Annotated in this window: 17 protein-coding genes and 3 tRNA genes; 14 read left to right on the top strand and 6 right to left on the bottom strand. The window is 38.0% G+C overall.

What is annotated here, in order from left to right:
• Window positions 1–145 precede the first annotated feature (145 nt).
• Complete coding sequence (locus IO90_RS05935; RefSeq protein WP_034964975.1) at window positions 146–811, top strand: YceI family protein; 666 nt, start codon at window positions 146–148, stop codon at window positions 809–811.
• Between the two features lie 326 nt (window positions 812–1,137).
• On the opposite strand, the gene IO90_RS05940 is transcribed toward IO90_RS05935, so the two are convergent.
• The 3 genes from IO90_RS05940 to uvrA all read right to left on the bottom strand — a co-directional run bounded on the left by IO90_RS05940 (window position 1,138) and on the right by uvrA (window position 4,650).
• On the bottom strand, window positions 1,138–1,497 hold the full coding sequence (locus IO90_RS05940) for a type II toxin-antitoxin system HigA family antitoxin (RefSeq protein ID WP_034964976.1): 360 nt from the start codon (window positions 1,495–1,497) through the stop codon (window positions 1,138–1,140).
• A gap of 3 nt (window positions 1,498–1,500) precedes the next feature.
• Window positions 1,501–1,794 carry a type II toxin-antitoxin system HigB family toxin gene (locus IO90_RS05945; protein ID WP_034964978.1) on the bottom strand — a complete coding sequence of 98 codons (294 nt, stop codon included), beginning with the start codon at window positions 1,792–1,794 and terminating at the stop codon, window positions 1,501–1,503.
• A 66-nt stretch (window positions 1,795–1,860) separates the two neighbouring features.
• Entirely contained in the window at window positions 1,861–4,650 is a 2,790-nt protein-coding gene (gene uvrA / locus IO90_RS05950; RefSeq protein WP_034964979.1) for an excinuclease ABC subunit UvrA, read from the bottom strand.
• A gap of 151 nt (window positions 4,651–4,801) precedes the next feature.
• Here uvrA and IO90_RS05955 point away from each other — a divergent pair, with 151 nt between their 5' ends.
• Together IO90_RS05955 and prmA are read left to right on the top strand one after the other, a co-directional pair.
• A complete protein-coding gene (locus tag IO90_RS05955; RefSeq protein ID WP_034964980.1) occupies window positions 4,802–6,601 on the top strand; it encodes a TonB-dependent receptor plug domain-containing protein in 1,800 nt (599 codons plus the stop codon).
• Window positions 6,602–6,794: 193 nt separating this feature from the next.
• Window positions 6,795–7,622: a 50S ribosomal protein L11 methyltransferase gene (gene prmA, locus IO90_RS05960; RefSeq protein ID WP_034964982.1), complete on the top strand. Its 828-nt coding sequence runs from the start codon at window positions 6,795–6,797 to the stop codon at window positions 7,620–7,622.
• A 64-nt stretch (window positions 7,623–7,686) separates the two neighbouring features.
• Here prmA and IO90_RS05965 read toward each other — a convergent pair whose 3' ends face one another.
• Together IO90_RS05965 and IO90_RS05970 are read right to left on the bottom strand one after the other, a co-directional pair.
• Entirely contained in the window at window positions 7,687–8,235 is a 549-nt protein-coding gene (locus tag IO90_RS05965) for a GNAT family N-acetyltransferase (protein WP_034964983.1), read from the bottom strand.
• A gap of 1 nt (window position 8,236) precedes the next feature.
• Window positions 8,237–9,244, bottom strand: a complete 1,008-nt coding sequence (locus IO90_RS05970; protein WP_034964984.1) for an N-acetylmuramoyl-L-alanine amidase — start codon at window positions 9,242–9,244, stop codon at window positions 8,237–8,239.
• 135 nt (window positions 9,245–9,379) lie between these two features.
• On the opposite strand from IO90_RS05970, the gene IO90_RS05975 reads away from it, so the two are divergent.
• From IO90_RS05975 to IO90_RS06000, 6 genes are all read left to right on the top strand, one after another.
• Window positions 9,380–9,466, top strand: a tRNA-Ser gene (locus IO90_RS05975).
• A gap of 20 nt (window positions 9,467–9,486) precedes the next feature.
• Window positions 9,487–9,561 (top strand) — tRNA-Pro (locus IO90_RS05980).
• A 33-nt stretch (window positions 9,562–9,594) separates the two neighbouring features.
• Window positions 9,595–9,668 (top strand) — tRNA-Arg (locus IO90_RS05985).
• Window positions 9,669–9,709: 41 nt separating this feature from the next.
• Window positions 9,710–9,964: a GIY-YIG nuclease family protein gene (locus IO90_RS05990; protein WP_034964985.1), complete on the top strand. Its 255-nt coding sequence runs from the start codon at window positions 9,710–9,712 to the stop codon at window positions 9,962–9,964.
• Between the two features lie 171 nt (window positions 9,965–10,135).
• Window positions 10,136–10,783, top strand: coding sequence for a monofunctional biosynthetic peptidoglycan transglycosylase (gene mtgA, locus IO90_RS05995; protein WP_034964986.1), 648 nt, complete (start codon window positions 10,136–10,138; stop codon window positions 10,781–10,783).
• Window positions 10,784–10,799: 16 nt separating this feature from the next.
• Entirely contained in the window at window positions 10,800–12,827 is a 2,028-nt protein-coding gene (locus IO90_RS06000; protein ID WP_081871782.1) for a recombinase, read from the top strand.
• Here IO90_RS06000 and IO90_RS06005 read toward each other — a convergent pair.
• Window positions 12,805–13,101: a hypothetical protein gene (locus IO90_RS06005; protein ID WP_034964988.1), complete on the bottom strand. Its 297-nt coding sequence runs from the start codon at window positions 13,099–13,101 to the stop codon at window positions 12,805–12,807. The genes IO90_RS06000 and IO90_RS06005 overlap by 23 nt on opposite strands.
• A gap of 147 nt (window positions 13,102–13,248) precedes the next feature.
• On the opposite strand from IO90_RS06005, the gene ychF reads away from it, so the two are divergent.
• The 5 genes from ychF (at window position 13,249) to IO90_RS06030 (ending at window position 20,398) form a co-directional block, all read left to right on the top strand.
• Window positions 13,249–14,340 carry a redox-regulated ATPase YchF gene (gene ychF / locus IO90_RS06010; RefSeq protein WP_034964989.1) on the top strand — a complete coding sequence of 364 codons (1,092 nt, stop codon included), beginning with the start codon at window positions 13,249–13,251 and terminating at the stop codon, window positions 14,338–14,340.
• 86 nt (window positions 14,341–14,426) lie between these two features.
• Entirely contained in the window at window positions 14,427–15,224 is a 798-nt protein-coding gene (locus IO90_RS06015) for a T9SS-dependent choice-of-anchor J family protein (RefSeq protein WP_034964990.1), read from the top strand.
• 178 nt (window positions 15,225–15,402) lie between these two features.
• On the top strand, window positions 15,403–17,271 hold the full coding sequence (locus IO90_RS06020) for a DNA topoisomerase IV subunit B (protein ID WP_034964992.1): 1,869 nt from the start codon (window positions 15,403–15,405) through the stop codon (window positions 17,269–17,271).
• A gap of 47 nt (window positions 17,272–17,318) precedes the next feature.
• Complete coding sequence (locus IO90_RS06025; protein ID WP_034964993.1) at window positions 17,319–17,819, top strand: hypothetical protein; 501 nt, start codon at window positions 17,319–17,321, stop codon at window positions 17,817–17,819.
• Complete coding sequence (locus tag IO90_RS06030; protein WP_034964994.1) at window positions 17,819–20,398, top strand: DNA gyrase/topoisomerase IV subunit A; 2,580 nt, start codon at window positions 17,819–17,821, stop codon at window positions 20,396–20,398. Before IO90_RS06025 ends, IO90_RS06030 begins: the two co-directional genes overlap by 1 nt.
• Window positions 20,399–20,405: the final 7 nt, after the last annotated feature.

Here is a 20,405-nt window from a genome sequence, read left to right on the forward strand (position 1 = left end):
TTTAATCTTAACGAAATCTAAATTATCAATTAATGAATTAAACTTAAAATTATGAAAAGTGCTTTCTTGATGTACATCAACGTGATATCAATGGTTAAGGTCTTATTTTTGCTACAATAAAAAAGTTTAATCAAAATAATTTTCTATGAAAAAATTAACAGTATTGGCATTTGCAAGTGCATTGTTGTTCACGGCGTGTAACGACAAAAAAGAGACCGTGAAAGATGCGCAGGAAGTTGCAGAAAAATCTGGAGATGCATACAATGTAGATTTGGCAACGTCTAACGTTAACTGGAAAGCGTTCCACAAAGGTGGTTTCGCGCCACGTTGGGGAACTATCAACTTGAAATCAGGTGAAATTACAGTTGCTGATGATGCAGTGACTTCTGGAGATTTCGTGATTGATATGACGACTTTGAAAGTAGATCCTGCATCTGTAACTGAAGCCGACAAAAAACCAGCAGATCTTGAAGGTCACTTGAAAAATGAAGATTTCTTTAACGTGACAAAAAATCCAACTTCTGACTTCAAGATCACGTCTGTAACAGATTTGGCAGGCGATCTTCCAAAAGATGCGGTGGCGGGAGCTAACAAAACTGTAAGTGGAAACTTGACATTGCTAGGAAAAACGGTTAATGTTTCTTTCCCGGCGAAGGTAACTGTTGCTGAAGGTAAAGCTGGTGTTGAAGCTAAATTTACTGTGAACAGAGCAGATTGGGGAATCAAATTTGGGACAGACGAAACTGACCCTGCAGAATGGATGATCAGCAAAGACATTGAGATTGGAATCAATGTGAATGCTACCAAATAATTAGTTTTAAAATGAAAAGGAGAAGACTGTTTCGCAAGAGACAGTCTTTTTTTGTTTGATGGCACAAAAGAACCGACTCTTTAGGAGCCGGCTCAATAGATAAAGACATCTCATTTTTTTAGTTAAACAACAACAAAAAAGGATAGCCGACAATGCTATCCTTTGATTTTTATATCAAATAAATTTGAGTGATTCTGATTGAAAATAGATAAGTTTTCATAACGATTTACTAAATCTTATTGATGTAAATTTAGAAAGAAAAACAATACGAAATGTAAACTGAATGTTAAAGTTTCGTAGTTATCCACATTTTTTTGTGGATAAGTCTAATAAACCTGAATTAGAACTTCTGATGGAATATGAAGTTTCTCGCTCAGATTTCTAATCATTTCCAAAGAAAGTTTCCTTTTTTTATTTAGGATTTCGCTGGCTCTGCTTTTCAAACCGATGATATTTGCCAAATCGTTTTGTGAGAAATTAAGCTGTTCCATTCGGAATTTGATGGCTTCTATTGGGTCGGGAAGTTCTATCGGGAAATTTTCATTCTCATATTTTTCTATTAGAATTCCAAGGATTTCTAGTTCATCGCCTTCTTGTGAATTTGGTTTTGCATCGAAAATATCTTCCAGCCTTTCCAAAGCTTGATTGTAATCTTGTTCGGTTTTTATTGGTTTTAGATTCTTCATTGTTTAAATTTTATTGGCATCGATTTTATCATATTCTGCGTGAGTTCCGATGAACCTTATCCACATCATCTGATATTCAAAATTAATCTTGACAATCAGTCTGTAATTATTTCCTTTGATATTGAAACAAATCCGACTGTCTTTTAAAATACTTGCGCTCGGGAAATCGTTTTTCATTTCATTCAGATTTTTCCACGTTGCATTTTCTGCTTCTTGATACCAAGCTTTCAATTGCTGTTCGCTATCCGAATGGATTTCCCAGAATTCCCGCAATATCTTTTTTGCAATAACCCTCACCCTTACGTTTTTACAAATATAAAACAAAAAATTCCCATATTGGGAATTTTTTTTATTTCAAACATTTTAATCAAGTTTCTCCGCAATATACTTCGCAGTAGCCGACTCCTTTACCTTCACCAAATCCTCCGGCGTTCCGGCAAAAACAACCTCACCACCATATTTTCCGGCATTCGGGCCAATGTCGATGATGTAATCTGCCGTTTTCATAATATCTGGCTGATGCTCAATCACGACAACCGAATGTCCGAGTTCTATCAATGCCTGAAGCGATTTCAATAATTTTTTGATGTCGTGGAAATGCAATCCCGTTGAAGGCTCATCAAAAACGAAAAGCGTTTTTTCCGTGGTCACACCTTTCACGAGGAATGATGCCAATTTAACTCTCTGCGCTTCACCACCGGAAAGGGTAGAAGAGGATTGTCCGAGTTGAAGATAACCCAAACCAACGTCCTGCAAAGGTTTTATTTTGGTCGCAATCTTTTCTTCGTGGTTTTCTGAGAAGAATTCCAAAGCCTCGTCAACCGTCATATGAAGAATGTCCGAGATATTTTTCTCGTCGTATTTGATTTCAAGGATTTCTTTTTTGAAACGTGTGCCGTGGCAGTGTTCACATTCAAGTTCGATGTCGGCCATAAACTGCATTGACACTGTGATAACGCCGTCGCCTTTACACTCGTCGCAACGTCCGCCGTCCACATTGAAGGAGAAATGTTTCGGTTTAAGTCCTTGAACTTTCGCTGATTTTTGTTTTGCAAAAAGGTCACGGATGTCGTCGTAAGCTTTCAGGTAAGTGACTGGATTGGAACGGGACGATTTTCCAATCGGATTTTGGTCAATCAATTCAATGTTTTGAATCAGTTTTGAAGGGAATTCCACAGAATCATAATCCGTTTTTTTTCCACCCATTCCGAGTTGGATTTGAATCGCGTTCGTCATTACTTCTTTCATCAAAGTCGATTTTCCACTTCCGGAAACACCTGTGATGACGGTTAAACATTCCAATGGAACATTCACATCGATGTTCTTCAAATTGTTTTGACGTGCACCTTTTATGGCAATATATTCTTTAGTCTTTCTACGTTTTTTAGGCACTTCGATTTCCATTTCGCCACTCAGATATTTTGCGGTCAGCGTATCGGATTTCATCATCTCGTCATAACTGCCGTTGAAAACCAAATCACCGCCGAGGTAGCCAGCTTCCGGACCAATATCGATAATATGGTCCGCAGATTTCATCACGTCTTCATCGTGTTCTACAACGATTACGGTATTTCCTAAATCTCGAAGTTGCTTCAAAACGCCAATCAGATTTTCGGTATCTCGGGAATGTAATCCAATACTCGGCTCATCCAAAATATAAATCGAACCGACCAACGAACTTCCCAAACTGGTCGCCAAGTTGATTCTCTGACTTTCACCACCGGAAAGTGTATTCGAAGTTCTGTTTAAGGTCAAATAGCCGAGACCAACTTTCGTCAAAAACTCTAATCGGGTTTCGATTTCATAGGTCAGTCGTTTGGCGATTTCTCTGTCGTGCTCGTTGAGTTTTAAAGATTTTATTAATGGAAGGAATTCATCCAAAGGCAATTCGATGAACGATTGGATATTGTGTCCATCGATTTTCACCCAGCTCGTTTCTTCTCGTAATCTTAAGCCTTCGCAAGTCGGGCAAAGCGTTTTCCCACGGTAGCGTGAAAGCATCACGCGGTACTGGATTTTATAAAGATTTTCCTCCAGCATTTTGAAGAAATTATCAATGCTTGGGAAGGTTTTCGTTTTGTCGCCTCTCCAAAGTAACTGTTTCTGTTCTTTGGTCAACTGGTGGTAAGGCTTATGAATAGGGAAATCTTTGTTCTTTTTGATGAAATCCTTTTTCCATTCGCTCATACTTTCGCCACGCCAAGACGCGACTGCATCTTCGTGAAGCGACAGGTTTTTATTCGGAATCACCAAATCTTCATCAATTCCAATCACTTTTCCGTAACCTTCACAAGTTGGGCAAGCACCGTAAGGATTATTAAAACTGAAATAATGAACTGTAGGCTCATTGAAAACAATGCCGTCCAATTCAAATTTATTCGAGAAATCCCGTACTTTTTCGGTGTCTGTATTTTTCAAAGAGCAGTAGCCGTGACCTTCGTAGAAAGCCATCTGGATAGAATCTGCCAATCTTTGAAGGAAACTCTCATCTTCCTCGTAACTGAATCTGTCGATGACCAAATTAATAGTCATCTCTTTCTCCGGCACAAATCCGAAACTTTCCAAATCCTCAATTCCAGCCACATTTCCATTGACTTCCAATCTTGTAAATCCAGAAACTTTCAAGGTTTTAAGTTGCTCGGCAAAATTCTCGGCATCAAATTTCAATGGTGCCAAAAGCAAAAACGTCGAATCTTTCTTTGAATTTTTAATGAAATCAATGACATCCGTCACGCTGTCTTTCTTCACTTCTTCGCCGGAAATCGGGGAATACGTTCGGCCAACGCGGGCAAAGAACAATTTCATATAATCGTAAATCTCCGTAGAAGTTCCGACGGTAGAACGCGGATTGGAAGAAATCACCTTTTGCTGAATCGCAATAGACGGCGCCAAACCTTTGATATCATCGATTTTTGGTTTTTCTAATTTCCCCAAAAACTGACGCGCGTAGGAACTCAGACTTTCTACATAACGCCTCTGTCCTTCGGCATAAATGGTGTCGAAAGCCAGTGAGGATTTTCCACTTCCCGAGACGCCTGTAATCACAATCAGTTTGTTCTTCGGGATGAGAACATCTATGTTTTTCAAGTTGTTAAGGTGCGCGTTTTTAACGAAAAGAAATTTCTTGATATCGATGTCGGTTGTTGTAGCCATAGTAAAAATGAGACCCACAAAATTACGGAAAATTATATCGAATTGGAATATGATTTTGGATTTAAACTATTAAGATTTTCTTAATGAATTTAGCGACTTAACTCAGGCTAATCTCTATATTTGCGCCCGATTATCTGAAAGGAAATAAACTATGAAGAGAATAATTGTGGCTTTGTCGTTTGTCGTTTTGTCAATCAATGGATTTGCGCAGAACAAAGAAAACGAAATCGATGAGGTGAATTTGCAGGGTCGATTTTTATCGATTCCTTATAATGATGTGAACGAAAATGTGACGGTCATCACCAAGCAACAAATCCAAAACAGTCCTGCGACAAGCATCGATGAATTGTTGCAATTCCACTCGGGGCTGGATATCAAAAGGCGAGGTTCGAATGGTGTTCAGAGTGATATTACGATTCGGGGAAGTTCGTTTGAGCAGGTTTTGATTTTGGTGAATGGCATCAGGATGAATGATTCGCAGACTGGTCATAATACCTTCAATCTTCCGTTTGATATTTCGGCGGTGGAAAGGGTGGAGATTATGAAAGGGTCGTCGGCAAAACTATATGGACAGAATGTTTACGCGGGTGTAATCAACATCGTCACCAAATCATCTTCCGAAGAACAAGTGACGATAAAAGCGCAAGGCGGTGATTTCAAAACTTATGATTTGTCAGCTTCTGCGACATTTGGTTCGGAGAACTTTACGAATCTTTTTACGATTAGCAATGGTGCTTCGGATGGTTACCGCTACAATACAGATTATCAACTCAGAAACTTTTTTTATCAAAATAAATTAAAGCTGAATGATGGAAGTCTGAGTCTTCAAGCTGGTTTTTCTGAGAAGAAATTTGGAGCCAATGGATTTTACGCATCGCCAACCGCCATCAATCAATATGAGGAAACACAGGCTTCTGTGGTAAGTTTACAGTATGAGCAAAGGTTTGATAAATTGTCTGTGAACTCAAGTGTTTATTGGCGGAGAGGGCAGGATATGTATCTTTTTATCCGTCAAAATCCGGCGTATTACAGAAATATGCACATCGGAAATAACGTTGGCGGAACGGTAAATGCGACTTACGAATCATCGCTTGGAACCACGGGAATTGGCGTAGATTACAGGAAGGAATTTCTTGCGAGCAGTAATTTGGGCGACAGAGAGCGGGATGTGACGCAGGTGTTTTTTGACCACCAGTTCAAATTCTTCAATCAAAAACTGGAAGTCAATCCTGGCGCGAGTTGGGCGAATTATTCGGGGCAGAATTTCTTCTACCCGGGAATGGATGTCGGTTATATTTTTAATTCTAATCATAAAGTTTTTGGAGCGTTTTCCAAAGGTTTCAGGATTCCGACTTTCACCGATTTATATTACGTAAGTCCGGCGGAAATTGGAAATCCAAACTTGGTTCCTGAAAGTGCTATCTCATCAGAATTAGGCTATAGATTCCAGAATGAAAAAATATTGGCGAAAGTCAGCGGTTTTATCCGAAATACCAACAATGGCATCGATTGGTTGAAAGAAACGCCTGAAAGTCCTTGGAAGGCGGAAAATGTTGGAGAAATTCACCTCAAAGGTTTCGAAACTGAATTTAAACATCAATTGTTCTCATTCCTTAATTATCGTCTGGGCTACACTTATCTTGACAATCAATATAAAAATAAGGAACTTTCCAGATACGCTTTGCAGAATTTGAGACATCAGTTTGTAGCGCAGGTCGATGTGAAGCTTTTGAAATATTTCAGTAATCAATTGATTTATAAATATTCGGAACGTGTGAATCTTGGCAGTTATAATGTTCTTGATGAGCAAATCAATTTCCGATACAAAGACCTTAATTTTTATGTCTTAATCAACAACCTGACGAATACAAAATATGTGGAAACAAACTTGGTTCCAATGCCTGGAAGGTGGTTTCACATTGGATTTACGTATCAAATTAAGATGAATTAGTTTAACACAAAGACACAAGGTTCTTTTATTTGAATGCTGTTTTAAGACACAAGAAAAATTAAAATTTTTCAATTATTGAAAATAATTCTTTGTGCCTTAAAACGGTTTTTATAAATCAATTCTTCGTGCCTTTGTGTTTATCTCTCATTTCCTTTAAAATTTAAAATAACCTAAATTTGCAAAAAATTAAAAAATGGCAGTTTATCTGGAATTCAATTTTAAAATAAAACCTCTCCAACCTTGGAACGAAATATTAATGGCGGAACTGATAGAAATCGGTTTTGACAGCTTCACGGAAGAATATGACGGCATCCTCGGCTATATTCAAAAAGACCTTTTCAATGAAGAAGAATTGAAAAATATCTATCTCCTTCAAAATGATGAGGTCGAGATTTCTTACACCTACGAAGAAATGCCGAACATCAATTGGAATGAGGAATGGGAAAAGAATTTCTCACCCATCAATGTGGAAGATAAAGTCTTAATCCGAGCCGAATTCCACGACTCCGACCCAAATATGCACGAGATTGTGATTCAGCCGAAAATGTCTTTCGGAACCGGTCATCATCCTACGACGCACCTGATGATTCAGCAAATGCTGGATATGGATTTGGCGGACAAAAAAGTACTTGATATGGGTTGCGGAACCTCGGTGTTGGCCATCTTCGCAAAACAAAAAGGAGCGGGCAGAACCGTTGCCATCGACATCGACGAATGGTCTGTGGAAAATTCCAAAGAAAATGCAGTACGTAATAACGTAGAACTGGACATCGAGTTGGGAACCGCTGACAATCTTGGGAAAGAAAAATTCGAAATCATCTTGGCAAATATCAACAGAAATATTTTGATTTCTGACATCCCGACGTATGTTTCCGTTTTGGAAGACGGCGGAAAACTACTGTTGTCCGGACTTTGCTTCTTCGATGTGGACGATATTCTGGAAGTTTGCACAGAGCAAAATCTGAAGCTTGAAAAGAAAATCCAGAGAGAAGAGTGGGTTTCTCTGTTGTTGAGTAAGTGATAAAATTAAAAAACCTCGAAATTATTTTCGAGGTTTTTTAATGAAATTTTTTAAAATTATAGAGCTAATATTTTCTTAAGTCCGTTTCTAAAATAGCATATCCATAATTATCCGACCAACCAGATTTTAAAGGTAATAGTTGTCTCGTGTGTGCTTCTCTCAACATCCCCACTTTTTCTAAAACGCTGAATGAACCAATATTATCAACCGCACAACCAGCTTCAATCCTATGAAGCTTCAAGTCTTCAAAACCGAAATCAATTATTTTTCTAAGGCTTTCTGTTGCATAACCTTTATTCCAAAATTTGTAATCAAATTGAAACCAAACTTCGGCATTCTTATAATTTTCCTTTCCTAAATGCAATCCAATTAATCCGATGAATTTTTCGTCATTGATCAATTCAACAGCAAATGTAAAATGCTTGGTGTTTTCCTTATTGTTTTCCGCAATCCATTTTTCAACATCAATTTTTGTTTCATTAATGTCACTCGGGGATTTCGAAGTATTGAATTTCGAAGTTTGTTCTAAAGATTGTAGTTCAAAAACGTTTTCAGTATCGTTTTCAGAAATCGGTCTTAAACTTAATCTTTCAGTTTTTAAAATAGTTTTCATCTTACTTCTGCGGATACTTCTGAATCAAAGCCTGCAAAATTGCAAAAGTCTCCGCATCCATAATCCCACTGTAATTCATCGGTCGGAAGTGGAATTGGAAAGCCTCTATTGTTTGCTTCGTAGCCTTGTCCCAAACGCCATTCACGCTCAATGCATAACCAAACTGAGACAGCTGTTGTTGAACTCTGGAAACAAATTCCGGATTATTATATTGTAAAGTAATTTCGTTTGTTGTTAAGATTTGATTGAGGAAAGTCTGTTTCGAGGTTTCGTCGTACCACATCCCGATTTGATATTCGTCGTACAATCGTTTCCAAGGGAAGAGTGGACCTGGATCTTGTTTTCTTGTTGGTGCAATATCAGAATGAGCCAAGATATTAGTCGGCGGAATGTTGTATCTCACTACAAGATCATTTACCAAAGCTCCAACTTTTTTGATTTGCTCCTCAGGAAAGGGCGTGAAAACTCTGTAACCAGTAGAATCTGTCTTGTAACCCAAATTCACTATTTCAATTCCAATCGAAGTATCGTTTAGATTCTGATCTTTTCTCCAATTGCTGACACCGGCGTGGTAAGACCTTTTGTTTTCATCTACCAATTGATAGATTTCCTTGTCAGGCAGAGTATTCACAAGATAATGCGCACTGACGCCTTGCTGCGTGAGAACGGTGATGGATTTTTCATCATCTAATACTGTATAGTGTAAAATCACATAACGTTGACGGAAATTCTGACCGATAGATGGGAAATAATTTTTCGTCACTTTGTATCCCGACGGATTTGCGCTGACAATAGAACCGTAACTCACCGTGTTGTCATTTTTTGTAATATCCGCGATGTTGACTTTGTAATAGTCGCCTTCATCTTGTTTGATTTGCGGTTTTTTTATAGGAATGACGGCTACCGGAGTAGTAGATTTGATGGGTGTTTTACTTTTTACCGTTTTTTGTTGTGAGCCACAAGAAATGATTAGTATTCCTAAAGTTGTGAGATATAATGAATTACGCATTGTTGTTGGTTTTGTGTTTAAATTTCATTCAAAAATATGAAAAAAAATGAATAAAAAGTTTTGGTAGATATAGAAAACTCTCCTATATTTGCACTCGCAATAAGGGAATAGACGAATATACTTATTTATTGCTAAGGAGAGTTGCCTGAGAGGCCGAAAGGACTTGTTTGCTAAACAAGCGAACTGGAAACGGTTCCAAGGGTTCGAATCCCTTACTCTCCGCAACTACAAGATGACTTACTCGGGGCGTAGCGTAGTCCGGTCATCGCGCCTGGTTTGGGACCAGGAGGTCGCAGGTTCGAATCCTGCCGCCCCGACAATTTTTAGTAATTTTCGAAAAAATTACAAATGGGTGCGTAGCTCAGCTGGATAGAGCATCTGCCTTCTAAGCAGACGGTCTCAGGTTCGAATCCTGACGCGCTCACAAAAACTCACAATGTAAATTGTGAGTTTTTTGTTTTAATTATGTTTCAATTTTATATTCTTTTTTCGGAAACTCTTAATAAATTCTATGTTGGTCATACATCTGAAGAATTGGATGAGCGTTTGCGAAAGCATCTTTCAAGTCATTCTGGGTTTACTGCAAAAGCAAAAGATTGGAAAATTGTTTATTCTGAAAAATTTACAGATAAAAGTTCTGCCTACAAAAGGGAGCTCAAAATCAAATCTTGGAAAAGTAAGGTCAAGATTATAGAATTAATCAAAAGCTCAGCTGGATAGAGCATCCCGATTTCAATCGGGACGGTCTCGGGTTCGAATCCTGACGCGCTCACTAGGACCTCACAATTTATTATGGTCTTTTTTGTTTGATATGTTCCAAGTTTAATATTCTAGATTTGACGGGTTCAATTTATTTTTTTGTTTTATTTTCGCTGAAAATTTGTTTGCAGTATGTGGAAGTTTATCAAAAGGCTGATTTTTACAATCATCATCGCTAATATACTTTTTGTGATTTTTGGAATCTTTTTCAATCCGCCGATCACTTGGACACAGTTGGGGAGCGTTTTCAAATACGGAAAATTGCAACGCGATTACATCTCATACGACGATATGGGAACCAATATCAAAAAAGCTGTTCTAGCTTCCGAAGATCAAGCGTTTTTCAACCACAATGGTTTCGATTTCAAACAAATTGAAAAAGCGATGAAAAAGAATGATAAGAAGGGAAAAGTTGTGCGAGGTGGGAGCACGGTTTCTCAGCAAACTGCAAAAAATGTTTTTCTTTGGCAGGGTAGAAGCTGGTTGCGAAAAGGCCTTGAAGCGATTTATACATTCATCATCGAAAAAATTTGGGGCAAGGATATTATTCTGGAGAGATATCTTAATGTGATCGAAATGGGTCAGGGTGTTTTCGGGATTGAGGCTGCTGCGCAATATTATTACAACAAGCCTGCAAAAGATTTGACCAAAAGTGAAGCGGCGTGGATTGCCACAGTTTTGCCAAATCCCAAAAAGTACGATCCAAAAAAACCGAGTGCGTACCTCAATAAAAAACACAATTGGATCTTGAGACAGATGAATAACATTGTTCTGAAATGATTACTTTTGTGCTAAGATGGCGATTAGATTAATAAAAAAAGACAGTTTCAGTACTATTTTAAAAAAATATTTTAGTACAAAAAATGATACTTTGTCTTTGGAACCTTTGTCGGAAATTATCAGCAGTCTCAAGCGAGAAGAGTTGGGTGTTTTTACCGCCTATCTGAAAGATAATCATAAGATTAAGGGCAATCTTGTCTTCTACATTCACAACATTTTCAAAGATAAGCCTTTCAATCTTTCTTTGACGGAAGCTGATATTTTGTCAGAAAACGCCTTTTATCCAGAATTCAAAAAACGCCTTCTTAATAAGATTTTACCACCGATAGAAAACGAAAATACAATTTGGTATTTGGTTGATAATGTGCTGGTAACACCGAAAAAAGATCTTCAGTTTTTTCAAAATTCGCCGGAAGATAAGATGGACGAGTTGTTTCAATTGCTGGAGATTGATAGGTTCATTAGTAATCCGCACGTTAAAACGGAATTGCTTTTTTCGCTTAATATATTGGCTTGGCGTGTTATTGGAAATGCGTTGGATGTGGAGGTGATGAAAATGGCACCGGAATATAGGAACTTCGACAATCCCTTTCTTGCACTTCAAAATGAACTAGATATTCTGAATGCAGAGTTCAAAAACAATCCGGATTTCAAACTCAAATCAACGGATCAAATTTACAAACAGACGAGGATTTATCTGGAGCAATGCCTTGAATTTGTGACCATTGCATTTAAGAATTCTTCCAAATACGGAATTTCTGGCAAGACCAATCAATCGCTTCTTAAGATCCGTCAGCAGTTGCAAAGGATGGCAGATATTATGAAATTGTTTGTGATAGATGATGAGAGAGATTATTTGATCAATTCCAAACACTTGTTTTTCAATATATTAAAATATAAATCCCATAAAAATAACCTTCGCGATCTCGTGTCGGACAGCACAAGATTGATGTCGCATTTGATCACCAATCACACGGCCGAAACTGGAACACATTACATCACATCCACGCTGAGGTCTTATATGAAAATGTTTTGGAAAGCTTCTGGGGGAGGCGTCATTGTTGGGGCACTTTGTGTTTTGAAGATGCTTTACAGTTACATTCCGGCAAGTGATTTTGCACACGCATTTTTATTTTCGATGAATTATGCGATGGGATTTGTGATGATTTATCTGATGCATTTTTCATTAGCTACGAAACAACCGGCAATGACGGCTGCGACGATGGCAAAAGTTTTGGCGGAAGGTAACGGAAGAAATACTTACATAGAATTTGCGCACGTCGTTTCACAGCTGTTCAGGTCTCAGTTTATCGCATTTGTGGGCAATGTTTTGTGGTCGTTTCCTGTCTCGTTGGCGATCATCTATGGATTGGAAATTCTTTTCAAACAAAATTTCGCCTTCGAAAAATCTACGAGATTGCTCCACGACTTGAATCCTTTTGATTCCAAAGCTATTTTGCACGCCTGTATTGCTGGGGTTTTTCTCTTTATTTCGGGCGTCATTTCGGGTAATATCAGTAACAATTCCGTCTTTTATCAAATTCCGAAGAGAATTGCCAAAAATCCCTTTGTCAATTATTTCTTCGGTCAACGTTTTGCAAAACAACTTTCCGTTTATTATTCCAAAAATTGGGCAGGGATTGTTTCTAATTTCTGGTTTGGAGTTTTCCTTGGCGCCACCGCACCTGTCGGACTTTTCTTAGGGTTAGATCTTGATATTCGTCACATTACTTTTGCTGCGGGTAATTTTGCGCTTGGGCTTTACGGGAAAGATTTTGTGATTAGTTCTTACGCATTTTGGATTTCTTTCATCACGGTTTTCATCATTGGATTTTTCAATTTTGCCGTCAGTTTTGGACTGTCTATGTTATTGGCTTTCCGATCGAGAAAGGTGGAGATGAGTGAAGCAAGAGAGATTTTCAGTGAGATTTTCCGGTATTTTGTAAGAAATCCATTCCGTTTTTTCTTTCCATTAAAATCTAGGCTGGACGAAAGAAGCAAGCGAATGATAGACGAAATTACTACAGGATCAACAGATCATTGATTAAGGATTCATCTTTCAAAACTTCACGGAATTTTTTCAGGAAAAAAGTTTTTCTCAATCGGAAATCGTTTTTCAAAAGTGGAGATTTTATTCTGATGATCAAGACTTGTTCTTTCAGGTTCACGCTCACGATTTCGGCGTAGAGATCATTGGAAAGATAATCCTCGAGAAAATCCTTGATCTCAAAAGCTTTCAACTTATCCTCAAAACCATAGATTCTCGCAAAGGAATTCACAAGTTCTGAAGATTGATATTCGCGTTTTTTTCTGGCCATTTTGGATTCGTTTCCTGATCTTAATTAAGATTGTAAAAGTAGAAAATTCAAACGCAAAAATCAGTATATTTGCAAACTTAAAATTCAATGTTCAAGGTTTAAAATTCAAAGTTTAAACTCAGAACATTAAACCATAAACAAAGAATTATGAAATGTGGAATCGTAGGTCTTCCGAATGTAGGAAAATCAACCCTTTTTAATTGTCTTAGCAACGCAAAAGCACAATCTGCAAACTATCCGTTTTGTACCATAGAACCGAATCTTGGAACTGTTTCCGTTCCAGACACCAGACTTTTTGAGCTGGAGAAAATCGTGAACCCAGAGCGCGTTTTGCCTGCGGTTGTAGAAATTGTGGACATTGCCGGATTGGTGAAAGGTGCGAGCAAAGGCGAAGGATTGGGAAATCAATTTTTGGCGAATATCCGCGAGTGTGAAGCCATCATCCATGTTTTGAGATGTTTTGACAACGGAAACATCATCCACGTGGAAGGTTCTGTAGATCCGATAAGAGACAAAGAGATCATTGATATAGAACTTCAGCTGAAAGATTTAGAAACACTTGGAAAAGCTGTTGACAAAGCTAGGAAGTTCATCAAATCAGGAAAAAAAGAAGATGTCTTGACTTATGAGACTTTGCTAAATCTTCAAAAATTTGTGGAAGATGGGAAAAATGCGAGAGAATTTCCTTTCGATGACTTCACAAAAACAGTGATCGAAGATGTGCAGTTGCTGACGAAAAAACCTGTTTTGTACGTTTGTAACGTGGATGAAAATTCCATCAAAAACGGAAACGAATGGATTGCAAAAATCGAAGCGATGGCCGCATCCGAAAACTCGGAAGTTGTTGTTTTGGCGGCGCAAATCGAAGCGGATATCAATGAATTGGAGACTTTTGAAGAACGACAGATGTTCCTGGAAGAACTTGGTTTGGAAGAGCCAGGTGTGAACAGATTGATCAGAAAAGCATACGATCTTTTGAAATTACAAACGTATTTCACAGCTGGTGTTAAGGAAGTTAGAGCTTGGACAATTGGTCAGGGTTGGACGGCGCCTCAAGCGGCTGGCGTGATTCACACAGATTTCGAGAAAGGATTTATACGTGCAGAAGTAATCAAATACAACGATTATATGAATTACGGTTCCGAAGCTAAAGTGAAAGAAGCTGGAAAATTATCGGTTGAAGGTAAAGAATACGTTGTTCAAGACGGTGATATTATGCATTTCAGATTTAATGTTTAATAAAGACATTTCAAAATAATATAAGAACGCTTTCAGTAATGGAAGCGTTTTTTGTTTAATTTTAGAAAAATTTAAAATAAAAGATTATGCTTAAAAAATTACTATTTTCTTCTTGGTTAATGACTGGTCTGGCAACATCAGCGCAAACAGTTATTTTCAGTGAAGATTTTGAAACTGAAGCTGGAAGAAATTCTTGGATCAACACAGATCGTGATGGTGATGGTCAAAAATGGGAGTTTGATAATAGTTCCGTTGATGCTTTCACGGGATATTTTGCAACTTCTTGGTCGTGGTTTTTTGAAGCTTTTACGCCAGATAATACTTTGACGAGTCCAGTTATTACTTTGCCTAACAATTCTGGGAAACAGTTAACGCTCAAATTTGATGTTGGTGCTTACGATGACGAAGAATTTCAGGAGCATTACGCCGTTTATGTGATTCCTGCAAATTCTGCTTTTACAGGAACAGAAACAGCTGTGTTTGAGGAGACTTTGGATGCAGGGTATATGGAAGAAGCAAAGCATGTGACGATTGATCTTTCAGATTTTGCAGGTCAAGATGTTCAGGTGGTTTTCAGACACTTTGATTGTACTAATATTTTGGTTTTGATCATCGATAACATTCAGGTTTTGGAAACAGAAACGTTGGCGGTTTGGGATTTTAACAAAGCTAATCTTCAGGTTTATCCAAATCCAAGTTCTGATTTCATTAAAATAAAAGGTGTAGATAATATTCAGAAAATCAGATTGTATGATGTTTCTGGTAAAATTGTTTTGGAAACTCAATCTGCTGAAGCGGATATTAGAAGATTGCCAGCAGGTCAATATATTCTTAATGTTCATTCTGGTGCAGAGATTATTTCTAAGAAAATAATTAAGAAGTAATTTCAGAATTTTATTACTGAAAAAATGAAAGTCAGATCATCGTCTGGCTTTTTTGTTGAAAAAAAATAAGATGCCTACTAAAATTAATTTCGCAAAACTTTCAAATTAAATTTCATTTCGTTAAATTTGTGAGTTACCGATTCTTTTACGGTTTCAACGTTTTTAGAAATCAAAATATATGAGCGAAATCAATCCTGTAAACTATTCCGAAGATAATATCAGAACCCTCGATTGGCAAGAGCATATCAGGCTACGGCCTGGGATGTACATTGGAAAATTGGGTGACGGTTCTTCTGCGGACGACGGGATCTACATTCTCCTCAAAGAGATCATAGACAACTCCATCGATGAGTTCGTGATGAAAGCCGGAAAACGCATCGAGATCAAAGTGGATGAAGGCAAGGTCACCATTCGCGATTATGGTCGTGGAATTCCTTTGGGAAAAGTGGTGGACGCAGTTTCCAAAATGAATACTGGTGGAAAATATGACAGCAAAGCTTTCAAGAAATCGGTTGGTCTGAATGGTGTTGGTACGAAAGCGGTGAATGCACTGTCAGGCTTTTTCCGAGTGAAATCCGTGAGGGAAAACCGAGTGAAAATGGCGGAATTTTCCAAAGGTATTATCAAGATCGATTATCCCGAAGCCGATTCATCTGACAGAAATGGCACCGAAATCAGCTTCATTCCGGATGAAGAGATTTTCATCAATTTCAAATTCCGAAAAGAATATGTTGAGCGGATGCTGCGTAATTATGCCTACCTAAATCCTGGTTTGACGATTCTCTTCAACGGTGAAAAATTCTATTCCGAAAATGGATTGAAAGATCTTTTGGAAGAGGAATTGGAAAGCGAGATTCTTTATCCGATCATCCACTTGAAGGAAGAAGACATCGAAGTTGCAATTACGCATTCTGACAAATCTCAAACTGAGACTTATTTTTCTTTCGTTAATGGGCAAAATACGACACAAGGTGGAACGCACCTCAATGCATTTCGTGAAGCCTTTGTAAAGACTATCCGTGAGTTTTACAATAAAAGTTTTGAAGCGGCGGATATTCGAAAGTCAATCATTGCAGCAGTTTCTATAAAAGTTATCGAACCTGTTTTCGAATCTCAAACCAAAACAAAATTAGGTTCAAATGAGATCGAACCAGGTGGAATGACGGTTCGAACCTTCATCATAGATTCGCTTAAAAACAAACTGGACAATTATCTTCATAGAAATCCCGAAACGGCGGAAGCAATTCTGAGAAAAATTATGATCTCGGAGCGTGAAAGAAAAGAACTTTCCGGAATTCAGAAATTAGCGAGAGAGCGTGCAAAAAAAGTTTCACTTCACAACAAAAAACTGAGAGATTGCCGCCATCACTATAATGATCAAAAAGCAACACGGAAATCTGAAACAATGATTTTCATTACCGAGGGAGATTCTGCTTCCGGCTCTATCACAAAGTCCAGAGATGTGGAAACTCAAGCTGTCTTCTCATTGAAAGGAAAGCCTTTGAACTGCTATGGCTTGACGAAAAAAGTCGTTTACGAAAACGAAGAATTCAACCTTTTGCAAGCCGCGCTTAATATTGAAGAAAGTCTAGAAGATTTGAGATACAATCACGTAGTAATCGCTACTGATGCCGATGTCGATGGGATGCACATCAGATTATTGATGATCACGTTTTTCCTACAATTCTTCCCAGATTTGATTAAAAATGGACACCTTTATATTTTACAAACGCCTTTGTTCAGGGTAAGAAATAAGAAAGAAACGAGATATTGCTACTCCGATGCAGAACGTTTGAAAGCATTGAATGAATTGGGTAAAAATCCAGAAATCACCCGATTCAAAGGACTTGGGGAGATTTCGCCGGATGAGTTCAAGCATTTCATTGGAAAAGACATCAGATTGGAGCCTGTGGTTTTAGGGAAAGATCAAACCATCGCACAGATTCTTGAATTTTATATGGGCAAAAACACACCCGACAGACAGCTTTTTATTTTAGATAATTTGGTGGTTGAAGAAGGAGATATTGATAAAAAAGAAGCGGTTTGACGAATGAAGAAGTAACCTCAGAATAACACAAAACAAAAAACACAAAGATGAGATTAAGTAACAGAAGTAAAACGCCATTGTACAGTTTTATATACTCGCTGGCTGGTATAATTTTTATATTATGGCTGATTGCATATATATTGGAGGTCAATAAGTTTGATGTTTTTGGAAATAAATCGTGGGTATTGCTGATTATTCCGATATTTATGGTTTTAAGTTTATATTTTTCGGGAAAACCGATCTTCGAATATGACAGCGATGGTGAAGCGCTGAACTTTAGAAATTGTCACATCCTGTATTTGCTTTCAAAGAATGATGTAAAGGATGAGTTTCCGAAATATAAATTATTGAAATTCAGTATTTTAAATGCATTTGTTTTTAAAAAATTATACATTTATGTATCAAGTAAAAAGAGCCACGTTTTGATTCTGAAATATGATATATCATATCTCACCAATAAACAAGTTAAAGATTTGAAGTTTTCTCTTAATAAAGTAGTAAAAGCTAACCAAGAAAATAAGCAAGAAGATAATACCGAAACAGATTAATGGAAGAAAGTACACATCACGAGGAAAGCCTGAAGAAAGTTTCGGGTCTGTATAAAGACTGGTTTTTGGATTATGCATCTTACGTCATTTTGGATCGTGCAATTCCTTCTATTTTCGATGGATTCAAGCCGGTTCAGCGTAGGATTATGCACTCGATGCGTGAGTTGGAAGATGGTCGTTACAACAAAGTGGCAAATGTTGTCGGAAACACGATGAAGTACCATCCACACGGCGACGCGTCTATTACAGATGCAATGGTGCAATTGGGGCAGAAAGAATTATTGATTGATACTCAAGGAAACTGGGGGAATATTTATACAGGAGATTCGGCGGCGGCGGCAAGATATATTGAAGCGAGACTGACACCTTTCGCGTTAGATGTAGTATTCAACCCAAAAACGACGCATTGGACCAAATCTTATGATGGCAGAAACAACGAGCCGATCGACCTTCCCGTAAAATTTCCATTGTTGCTTGCACAGGGTGTTGAAGGAATTGGCGTAGGACTTTCCACGAAGATTATGCCTCATAATTTCAATGAGTTGATCACAGCTTCCATTCTGTATCTTAAAGGCAAAAAGTTCGAATTGTTTCCAGATTTTCTTACAGAAGGAATGTTGGATGTTACCAATTACAACGACGGAAAGCGTGGCGGAAAAATCCGAGCAAGAGCCAGAATCACCCAAAAGGACAAGCACACACTTACCATCACAGAATTGCCTTTCTCAAAAAACACAGGGGATCTGATTGACAGTATCATCAAGGCTAATGAACGCGGGAAAATAAAAATCAAAAAAATTGAGGACAACACGTCCGATCTGGTGGAGATCAATATCCATCTGCATCCCGATGTTTCGCCGGACAAAACAATTGACGCACTTTACGCTTTCACAGATTGCGAGGTTCCGATTTCGCCAAATGCCTGCGTGATCGTTGGAGACAAACCAATGTTCCTCTCAGTTTCGGATATACTGAAACACAACACAGACCACACGGTTTCTTTGCTGAAAAGGGAATTGGAAATCGAGCTTCACGAGTTGCAGGAAAACTGGCATTTTTCTTCATTGGAAAGAATCTTTATTGAGAACAGGATTTACCATGACATCGAGGAAGTAAAATCGTGGGAAGATGTGATTTCGACAATCGATGAAGGTTTGAAACCGCACACCAAACATTTGCTGAGAGCCGTTACAGAAGAAGATATTTTGAGATTGACGGAAATCCGAATCAAAAGAATTTCACGTTTCGACCTGGATAAATTTAAAGAAAATATTCTAGCATTAGAAGGAAAAATAGAGCAGGTCAAGCACCATTTGGAGAACTTAATTGTCTATGCAATAGATTATTACACCAATATCCAAAAGAAATACGGCAAAGGAAAAGAAAGAAAAACAGAATTAAGGATTTTCGACACAATCGATGCAAGTAAAGTAGCAGTTGCAAACGAAAAATTCTACGTCAATCGCGAAGAAGGGTTCATCGGAACTTCATTGAAAAAAGACGAATTCCTGTTCGACTGTTCTGATATAGACGACATCATCACGTTCCAAAAAGACGGCACTATGAAGGTTGTAAAAGTGGAAGGAAAAACTTTCATCGGAAAAAATATCGTCCACGTTGCTGTTTGGAAAAAGAACGACAAACGCACTGTTTACAATTCCATCTATCGGGAAGGTCGGGAAGGTCCTTATTATATGAAACGTTTCTCCGTGACCGGCGTTACAAGAAATACAGATTACAAATTGGCGTCCGACAAAAAAGGTTCGGAAATGCTATATTTTTCAGCCAATCCAAATGGTGAAGCAGAAGTCGTTTCTGTACTATTGAAACCAAATGCAAGAGTCAGAAAGAACAAAATCGATATCGATTTCTCAGAAATTGCTATTAAAGGCCGTGATTCCAAAGGCAATCTTGTCACAAAATATGCAGTCAAGAAAGTTGATTTGAAAGAAGAAGGCGTTTCCACATTAGCACCAAGAAAAATTTGGTTCGATGATTCCGTAAGACGTCTCAATGCTGATGGACGAGGGACTTTACTCGGAAATTTCAAAGGCGACGACAGGATTTTAACCATCAATTCTCACGGCGAAGCAAAATTAGTTTCGTTCGACTTGATGAACCGTTTTGATGACGAATATCTGATCCTCGAAAAATGGAAACCAGAACAGCCAATCACCTGTATTTATTTCGATGGCGAGAAGGACAAATATTTCGTAAAACGTTTCCTACTGGAAGCTACACCAAATGTTCAGTCGTTCTTCAGCAACGAAAATTCTAAATCTTTCTTAGAATTTGTAACAACAGAAATTGGTGCTATTGCAGAATTGGTCTATCCAAAAATCAAAGACAAACAAAAAGATCCAGAAACCGTAGACTTGGACGAGTTTATCACTGTGAAAGGAATTAAAGCCATTGGAAATCAATTAACTAGAGATAAAGTTAAAAATATCAACATCACCATTCCAGAACCACCGGAAATCATAGAAGAAGAACCCGAGATCGAAGAAGTTTCAGATGTTGAATTGGACGACGACGGCGGAACCATCGGAAGTCTGTTCGACGAAGATGCAACTGAATAACTCAGCC

The organism is Chryseobacterium sp. FH1 (assembly GCF_000735135.1).
Classification (GTDB): Bacteria; Bacteroidota; Bacteroidia; order Flavobacteriales; family Weeksellaceae; genus Epilithonimonas.

Coding starts and splice junctions, on each gene's coding strand:
- IO90_RS05935 (WP_034964975.1), top strand. CDS start 146: ATGAAAAAATTAACAGTATTGGCATTTGCAAGTGCATTGTTGTTCACG.
- IO90_RS05940 (WP_034964976.1), bottom strand. CDS start 1,497: ATGAAGAATCTAAAACCAATAAAAACCGAACAAGATTACAATCAAGCT.
- uvrA (WP_034964979.1), bottom strand. CDS start 4,650: ATGGCTACAACAACCGACATCGATATCAAGAAATTTCTTTTCGTTAAA.
- IO90_RS05955 (WP_034964980.1), top strand. CDS start 4,802: ATGAAGAGAATAATTGTGGCTTTGTCGTTTGTCGTTTTGTCAATCAAT.
- prmA (WP_034964982.1), top strand. CDS start 6,795: ATGGCAGTTTATCTGGAATTCAATTTTAAAATAAAACCTCTCCAACCT.
- IO90_RS05965 (WP_034964983.1), bottom strand. CDS start 8,235: ATGAAAACTATTTTAAAAACTGAAAGATTAAGTTTAAGACCGATTTCT.
- IO90_RS05970 (WP_034964984.1), bottom strand. CDS start 9,244: ATGCGTAATTCATTATATCTCACAACTTTAGGAATACTAATCATTTCT.
- IO90_RS05990 (WP_034964985.1), top strand. CDS start 9,710: ATGTTTCAATTTTATATTCTTTTTTCGGAAACTCTTAATAAATTCTAT.
- mtgA (WP_034964986.1), top strand. CDS start 10,136: ATGTGGAAGTTTATCAAAAGGCTGATTTTTACAATCATCATCGCTAAT.
- IO90_RS06000 (WP_081871782.1), top strand. CDS start 10,800: ATGGCGATTAGATTAATAAAAAAAGACAGTTTCAGTACTATTTTAAAA.
- IO90_RS06005 (WP_034964988.1), bottom strand. CDS start 13,101: ATGGCCAGAAAAAAACGCGAATATCAATCTTCAGAACTTGTGAATTCC.
- ychF (WP_034964989.1), top strand. CDS start 13,249: ATGAAATGTGGAATCGTAGGTCTTCCGAATGTAGGAAAATCAACCCTT.
- IO90_RS06015 (WP_034964990.1), top strand. CDS start 14,427: ATGCTTAAAAAATTACTATTTTCTTCTTGGTTAATGACTGGTCTGGCA.
- IO90_RS06020 (WP_034964992.1), top strand. CDS start 15,403: ATGAGCGAAATCAATCCTGTAAACTATTCCGAAGATAATATCAGAACC.
- IO90_RS06025 (WP_034964993.1), top strand. CDS start 17,319: ATGAGATTAAGTAACAGAAGTAAAACGCCATTGTACAGTTTTATATAC.
- IO90_RS06030 (WP_034964994.1), top strand. CDS start 17,819: ATGGAAGAAAGTACACATCACGAGGAAAGCCTGAAGAAAGTTTCGGGT.